The 7,035-nt window shown below is 57.4% G+C and carries 7 protein-coding genes; all 7 read left to right on the forward strand.

Features of this window, described 5'->3' with window-relative positions; translation table 11 throughout:
* On the forward strand, positions 1-1,101 hold a 1,101-nt coding region (gene hutI / locus RT340_RS20820; protein WP_313377633.1), incomplete at its 5' end, for an imidazolonepropionase.
* Entirely contained in the window at positions 1,098-1,889 is a 792-nt protein-coding gene (gene hutG, locus RT340_RS20825; RefSeq protein WP_160834668.1) for an N-formylglutamate deformylase, read from the forward strand. The genes hutI and hutG, both read left to right, overlap by 4 nt.
* 422 nt (positions 1,890-2,311) lie before the next feature.
* Positions 2,312-3,163, forward strand: a complete 852-nt coding sequence (locus RT340_RS20830; protein ID WP_313377634.1) for a transporter substrate-binding domain-containing protein — start codon at positions 2,312-2,314, stop codon at positions 3,161-3,163.
* 12 nt (positions 3,164-3,175) lie between these two features.
* Entirely contained in the window at positions 3,176-3,895 is a 720-nt protein-coding gene (locus tag RT340_RS20835) for an ABC transporter permease (protein WP_034820926.1), read from the forward strand.
* A gap of 11 nt (positions 3,896-3,906) precedes the next feature.
* A complete protein-coding gene (locus RT340_RS20840) occupies positions 3,907-4,635 on the forward strand; it encodes an ABC transporter permease subunit (RefSeq protein ID WP_313377635.1) in 729 nt (242 codons plus the stop codon).
* 1 nt (position 4,636) lies between these two features.
* Entirely contained in the window at positions 4,637-5,437 is an 801-nt protein-coding gene (locus tag RT340_RS20845; protein WP_211728142.1) for an ABC transporter ATP-binding protein, read from the forward strand.
* Entirely contained in the window at positions 5,434-6,918 is a 1,485-nt protein-coding gene (gene hutH, locus RT340_RS20850; protein WP_313377636.1) for a histidine ammonia-lyase, read from the forward strand. The genes RT340_RS20845 and hutH overlap by 4 nt, the downstream gene beginning before the upstream one ends.
* Positions 6,919-7,035: the final 117 nt, after the last annotated feature.

Genomic DNA, 7,035 nt, shown 5'->3' on the forward strand with positions numbered 1-7,035 from the left:
ATTTGGGTAGGACCGCGTAGTGAACTGCCGGATTTTGCCCCGCGTACGCAGCAGCAATTTGACGGTGGCATCATCACGCCGGGTCTGGTCGATTGCCATACGCATCTGGTGTTTGGCGGCGATCGCAGCCAGGAGTTCGAACAGCGTCTGAACGGCGTCAGCTATGCCGAGATCGCAGCGCAGGGCGGCGGTATTCTCTCCACGGTGCGTGCTACCCGCGCGGCATCACAGCAGGAGTTGGTGGCAAGCGCGCGCTGGCGTCTGGATCGATTGCTGGCAGAAGGCGTCACTACAGTGGAGATTAAATCGGGTTATGGCCTCGATGAAACCAGCGAGCTGACCATGCTGCGCGCCATCCGCGAATTGGCGGAAACGGTGCCCGCCGATGTGCTCTCCACCTGCCTTGCCGCGCACGGCTTCCCGCCCGAGTTTAAAGAAAACCCACAAGGCTGGATCGATATCATCTGCAATCGCCTGTTACCGCAGGTGAAGGCGGAAGGGCTGGCGGATGCCGTCGATGCCTTCTGCGAACATCTGGCCTTCTCCCCTGAGCAGGTTAGCGCGGTGTTTGATCAAGCCAAAGCGCTGGGGATGCCGGTTAAACTGCACGCTGAACAGCTTTCTGCACTGGGCGGTGCTACGCTGGCAGCTGAATACGGCGCCTTGTCAGCCGATCATCTCGAATACGCCACCGAAGCCGATGCGCAAGCGATGGCGCAACACGACACCGTTGCGGTGTTGCTGCCGGGCGCGTTCTATCTACTGCGCGAGACCCAACGCCCACCAGTGGATCTGTTCCGCAAACACGGCGTGCCAATGGCGCTGGCCAGCGATGCCAATCCCGGTACTTCTCCGGCGCTGTCGCTGCGTCTGATGCTCAATATGGGCTGCACGCTATTTGGCATGACCCCGGAAGAAGCGCTGGCGGGTGTGACCCTGTGGGGCGCGAAAGCGCTGGGATTACAGCATTCGCACGGTTCGCTTGAGGCCGGCAAGGTGGCAAACTTTGTGCACTGGCCGCTGGCGCGCCCGGCAGAACTGGTTTACTGGTTGGGCGGCGAATTGCCGTGCCAGGTTATTTATCGTGGAGAAGCGCAATGACACCTTTTCATTTCACCGCCGGTAAGCTGCCGCTGCTGGTCAGCATCCCGCATGCGGGCACCCAGTTAACGCCTGAAGTGGATGCCGGATTAAGCGACGCGGCACGCGGTTTGCCAGATACCGACTGGCACATTCCGCTGCTTTACGATTTTGTGCGTGATTTAGGGGCCAGCGTGCTGGTTGGCCACTACTCACGTTTTGTCATCGACCTGAATCGTCCGCCGGATAACCAGCCGCTGTACACCACCGCCACCACCGGCCTCTATCCTGAGACGCTGTTTGACGGCACGCCGACCTTCGCCGAGGGGAAAACCCCCAGCGCCGCCGCGCGTCAGGGTTATCTCGATAATATCTGGCAGCCGTATCACCAGCAGATCCAGCAAGAGCTGGCGCGATTGAAAGCTGAACACGGTTATGCACTGCTGTTTGACGCCCACTCCATTGCTTCGGTGATTCCGCGCTTGTTTGATGGTCAGTTGCCGGATATCAACATTGGCACTAACAGTGGTGAGAGTTGCTCGACAGCGGTGATCGAAGCGATTAAAGAGGTTTGTGTCGCGCAAAGCGATTACAGCTGGGTGGTTAATGGTCGTTTCAAAGGCGGTTATATCACGCGTGCTTACGGTCAGCCGCAGCAGGGCGTACAGGCCGTACAGCTCGAGCTGGCACAGCTTAATTACATGGATGAAACCCCGCCGTTTGCCTGGCAACAGGATCGCGCGTCACAGCTGCAAAAAGTGTTAAAACCGATGATGCAGGCTTATTTACAGGCTGGAAAACCTCTCTAATCGCCCGAGTCGTCATGCCCGCCAGGGCAAATTTTTTACCAGGCAGTCACCTTTGAAAGGTGGCTGCCTTTTTTATTGGTAGGGAAGTGCGGGCTCAGACAACGCACCAGACCCATCTCGTTCCCTCTCAAACTCCGTTATCCCCATAAAAGTGCAATCGCGCCCCAAAAATGTGCATCAATACGTCCGTGCCGTGACCATTCCCTGATTCCAACGCCTCTGCCGATTTGGCACACTGCTTGCTAGGTTGTATGTACAAGTAAAGACCACGTGGTAATTATCACTTTTTATTCTGGCTGGCTCACAAAAAGCTTATGCCGACAATGATCTGCCGCAAGCTAACTTGTATATACATGAAATGTCATCTGCGCTGTATCAGCTAACAGAGACAGCCAATTCGATTAATGACCAGGAGAAGCCGCATGACGCACCGTGCCCCGATTCGCCGTTTTTGCCTCACGACCCTGTTTGCCAGCCTGATGATCAGCGGTGTTGCTGTACAGGCCAAAGAGTGGAAATCGATCACCATCGCTACCGAAGGCAGCTATGAACCCTGGAACCTGACGCTGCCGGGCGGCAAGTTAGGCGGCTTTGAACCTGAACTGATGGAAGACTTGTGTAAGCGCATGGGCATCCAGTGCAAGCTGGTGGTGCAAAACTGGGACGGCATGATCGCCGGACTGAATGCTGGCAAATATGACGTGATCATGGATGCGATCGTCATCACGCCGGACCGCAAAAAAGTGGTCAATTTCACCGTGCCTTACGCGTCGACTCCCGCCACCTTTATCACCACCAAAGACAGTCCGCTGATGCCGGCCGATCACAACATCATCAAGCTGCATGACGATGAGAAAGAGATCAACACCGCGATTGCGCCACTGAAAGCGGCGTTAAAAGGCAAAACGATTGGTATCGCGTCCGGCACGGTTTACACGCCCTTTATTGATAAGTACTTCAAAGATGTCGCCGACGTGCGCGAATACACTTCCTCAGCAGATGCGATTCTCGATCTTCAGGTGGGGCGTATTGATGCAGTATTCGACGATGTGACCTTCGCGCAATCGATGCTGGCGCGCAAAGAGAACAGTAACCTGACCTTCAGTGGCCCGCAGTTGGGTGGCCCGATTTGGGGTGAGGGCGAGGCGATGGGCGTGCGCATGGCTGACAACGATCTGAAAGCCAAACTCGACGAGGCCATTAAAGGCGCACTGGCCGATGGCACCGTGAAAAAGCTGAGTGAGAAGTGGTTTAAAACTGACGTAACCCCGTAAGTGAGGTGAAAGATGATGAGCCTGCTGAGTTTTGGTGCTGATGGCTGGGGCCGCCTGATTTTGGGGGCTGCCTTCACCACGCTGCTGCTGTCGCTGGCGGCGTTGATGATTGGCGCGGTGGTCGGTTCCGGCGTGGCGGCAGCGAAACTGTCGCCGCAGCGCTGGGTTCGCTGGTTGGGTGAAGCCTATTCCACGGTGTTTCGCGGCATCCCGGAACTGCTGGTGATCTACCTGTTCTATTTTGGCGGATCGGGCCTGATTACCCTGGTGGGACAGATGTTTGGCGCGGATGGTTTTATCGAAGCGCCGCCGTTCCTGATTGGTGCACTGGCAATCGGGCTCATCTCTGGATCCTATCAAGGTGAGGTGTATCGTGCGGCGCGTCTGGCGCTGGCCAAAGGTGAAGTGGAAGCGGCAGTCGCGATCGGCATGCCGCGCTGGCGTATTGCCCAGCGCATTTTGCTGCCGCAGATTGTGCGCTATGCGCTGCCAGGCATGTCAAATGTCTGGCAGATGAGCCTGAAAGATTCGGCGCTGGTGTCGGTGACCGGCATCGTCGAGCTGATGCGTGCCAGCCAGGTGGCGGCGGGATCCACGCGCGATTACTTCACTTTCTATCTGATTGGCGGTGGCTGCTATCTGGTGCTGACGCTGCTGTCTAATCATGCGTTCCGCCGGGCAGAGTCTCGCCTTGGACGCGCGTGGCAAAGTCGCACTGCGGCACAGCATTAAGGATCAGCAGTATGATTGACTTCGCCTTTCTGACCGATACCTTTCTCAAGCTGAGCGCCGCGCTGCCGGTGACGCTCGGCCTGTTTATCAGTGCCTTTCTCTGCGGTGGCATTTTCGCTATCGGCATTCTGTCACTGCGCATGAGCCGCTGGCGGGTGCTGAGCGGCTTTGCGCGCGGCTACAATCTGGTGTTTCGCGGACAACCGCTGCTGATCCAGCTGTTCCTGATCTATTACGGATTGGGGCAGTTTGGCGTGATCCGCCATAGTTTTGTCTGGCCGTTCCTGCGCGAGCCCTTTACCTGCGCGGTATTGGCATTGTCGCTGTGCACCGCGGCTTATACCGCTGAAATCCTGCGTGGTGCCTTACTGGCGGTGCCGCCGGGGCAAGTCGAAGCAGGGCTGGCCTGCGGCATGTCGCGCTGGCTACTGCTGCGTCGCATCATCGCGCCCATCATGCTGCGTTATGCATTGCCCGCGTATTCCACCGAAGCGATCCTGCTGGTGAAGTCCACGGCGCTGGCCAGTCTGGTCACCGTGTGGGATGTCACTGGTGTGGCGCAGCAGATCATTCAGCGTACCTATCGCACCATGGAAGTGTTTATCTGCGCCGCCGCCATTTATCTGATCCTCAACTTTATTATCGTCCAGCTTTACGCGTTGTTAGAACGCCGTTTAACCCCGGTGCATCGCGTTGAAAAAAAGCCGTTACCCGCCGTTAAACCGCTTGCCGGAGAGTGATATGCAATCCACATCCCCCGTAACCTTAAGCGCCACCGATATCCATAAATCCTTTGGCGCAATGGAAGTACTGAAAGGCATTTCGCTGCAGGCGCATCAAGGCGATGTCATCTCAATTCTCGGCGCCAGCGGCTCGGGTAAAAGTACCTTATTGCGCTGTATCAACCTGCTGGAAACGCCAGATGCTGGCGTGGTGAGCGTCGGTGGTGAAACCATTGAGATGAAGCGCCATGCGCGTGGTCATCAGCTGGCGGCCAATCCCAAACAGATTGAGCGCCTGCGTTCGCGTCTGGGCATGGTGTTCCAGAGTTTTAACCTGTGGTCGCATATGACGGTGCTGCAAAACGTGATTGAAGGGCCGCACTATGTTCTGAAGCGCGATAAGAAAAGCTGCATTGCCCAGGCGGAGCAGTTGCTGGATCGCGTTGGCCTGTTGAATCGCAAAGATTTTTATCCGGCACAGCTTTCCGGCGGCCAGCAGCAGCGTGTGGCGATTGCCCGCGCGCTGGCGATGGACCCGGAAGTGATGCTGTTTGATGAGCCAACCTCAGCACTTGATCCCGAGCTGGTGGGCGAAGTATTGAAAGTAATGCGCAGCCTGGCGGAAGAGGGGCGCACCATGTTGGTGGTGACGCACGAAATGGGCTTTGCGCGTAACGTTTCCAACCGGGTGGTGTTTATGCATCAGGGGACCATTGATTGTCAGGGGACGCCGGAAGAGATGTTTGGCGCACAAGGCTCGCATCGCTTTAAGCAGTTTATCTCCAGCCATCAGAGCCATCACACGGAGCAACCAGCATGACATCAGTGTGGGGCGATGAAACGCTTTCCTGGCAGGATGTTGTGCAGGTGGCACGGCACAATGCCGAACTGACGTTAAGCGCCAGCGCCTGGCAGCGTATTGCTCAGGGGCGTGAGATCGTCGAGCAGATTGTGACCAGCGGTCATATCGCTTATGGCATCAATACCGGGCTGGGGGCGCTGTGCAATATCACTTTGCCGGAAGAGCAGCTCAGCCAGTTGTCACGTAATACGCTATTGAGTCACGCTTGTGGCGTGGGCCCATTACTGGCGCGTGAACAGGTGCGTGCCATTCTGTGTGCGGCGATTGCAAACTATAGCCATGGCAAATCGGGCGTCTCCGTGGCACTGGTGCAGCATTTGCTGGCGCTGCTGAATCATCAGATTACGCCGCAGGTGCCGTCGCAAGGTTCAGTGGGCTATCTCAGCCATATGGCGCATATCGGACTCGCGCTAATTGGCGTGGGCGATGTTGAGTATCAGCAACAGATCGTGTCTGCAGAGCAAGCGCTGGCGCAGGCTGGATTAACGCCTTATCGACCTGGCGCGAAAGAAGGCTTGAGCCTGGTGAACGGCACGCCGTGCATGACCGGGTTGTCGTGTCTGGCGCTGGATGATGCGGCGCGGCTGTTGGATTGGGCTGACGTGACCGGCGCGATGAGTTTTGAGGCGCTGCGTGGGCAGTTAGTGGCATTTGATGCCGAAGTGATTGCGCTGAAAGCCAGTCCTGGCATGCAAGTGAGTGGCCTGCGTTTACGTCAGTTGCTGAGCGACAGCCCGCTGCTGGCTAAAAGCGTGGGTGTGCGCACCCAGGATGCACTGAGTTTGCGTTCGATGCCACAGGTACACGGTGCCAGCCGCGATCAGTTTGATCACGCGGCGCGACAGGTGGATACCGAGTTGAATGCCTGTACCGATAATCCGTTGATACTCGGCACCGTGGATAACTGGCGTGTGGTGTCGCAGGCCAATCCGCACGGTGAATCGGTGGCGATGGCGGCTGATGTGTTGGCCATTGCCATGGCGGAGGTTGGCAGCATTGCGGAGCGACGTCTGGATCGTTTAGTGAATCCACTGGTCAGCGGTTTACCGGCGTTCCTGGTGGCGCAGCCGGGCGTGAATTCCGGCATGATGATTGCGCAGTACGTGGCGGCGTCGTTGTGTGCGGAGAACCGTCAGCTGGCGCAACCGGCGGTGCTGGATAATTACGTGACCTCGGGTTTGCAGGAGGATCATCTTAGCTTGGGTACGGGAGCTGCGTTGAAACTGCTGAAGCTGGTGGGGAATGTGTGGCAGATTCTGGCGATTGAGTACCTGCTGGCGGCGCAGGCGCTGGATTTCCATGGCGAGGCGGAGTTGGCGGAAGGGACGAAACAGGCGTTGCGCCGTTTGCGGGCAGAGGTGGCGAACTGGCAGGAAGATCGCTGGCTGGCACCGGAAATTGCCCGGGCGGTTGAGGTGATGAAGAACGGTGTTTGCTGAGTGTTCATAAGTGATGCCGAACTGCTTAACTGCTTAACTGCTTAACTGCTGAATGCGTGTGGGTGCGGGCCGTAGCACCTCTGCTGCTGCCGGGCAGTCCTCGCGCCGCTGACGCGG

Origin of the sequence: Pantoea sp. CTOTU50773 (assembly GCF_032082325.1) — a bacterium.
Lineage (GTDB): Bacteria > Pseudomonadota > Gammaproteobacteria > Enterobacterales > Enterobacteriaceae > Pantoea > Pantoea communis.